General features: G+C 66.0%; 1 protein-coding gene. It reads right to left on the bottom strand.

The window, feature by feature from the left end:
- The coding region (locus FY112_RS35180; protein WP_281408510.1) for a biotin carboxylase N-terminal domain-containing protein at nucleotides 1–488 on the bottom strand (488 nt) is incomplete at both ends.

Below are 488 nucleotides of genomic sequence, written 5' to 3'. Positions count from 1 at the left end.
TTTCCAGATAGACCTCGTCCTTGCCGAAGGCCGCCATCGCCTCGCGCTTGGCTTCCGTCACCTCGCGGGAGAGATCCTTTGGATCGCGGATCGCGCGCATCCCGCGCCCGCCGCCGCCCCAGGAGGCCTTCAGCATGACGGGGTAGCCGATCCCGTCCGCCATCTTCGCCACTTCGGCCATGTCCTCCGGCAACGGCCCGGTGGCCGGCACCACGGGAACGCCGACCGAGATCGCCAGGTTACGCGCTGCGACCTTGTTGCCGAGTTGGCGCATCGTATCGGCCTTCGGGCCGATGAAGATGATGCCGGCCTTGTTGCAGGCATCGACGAATTCGGGGCTTTCGGACAGCAGGCCGTATCCCGGGTGGATCGCGTCCGCGCCCGAAAGCTTGGCGACGCGGATCACCTCCTCGATCGACAGATAGCTCTCGATCGGGCCCATGTCCTTGGAAAGATGCGGACCGCGGCCGACCTGGTAGCTCTCGTCT

This window comes from Rhizobium sp. PEPV16 (assembly GCF_008919455.1).
GTDB classification, from domain to species: Bacteria; Pseudomonadota; Alphaproteobacteria; order Rhizobiales; family Rhizobiaceae; genus Rhizobium; species Rhizobium leguminosarum_Q.
This window is presented reverse-complemented; position numbering and strand designations above follow the sequence as displayed.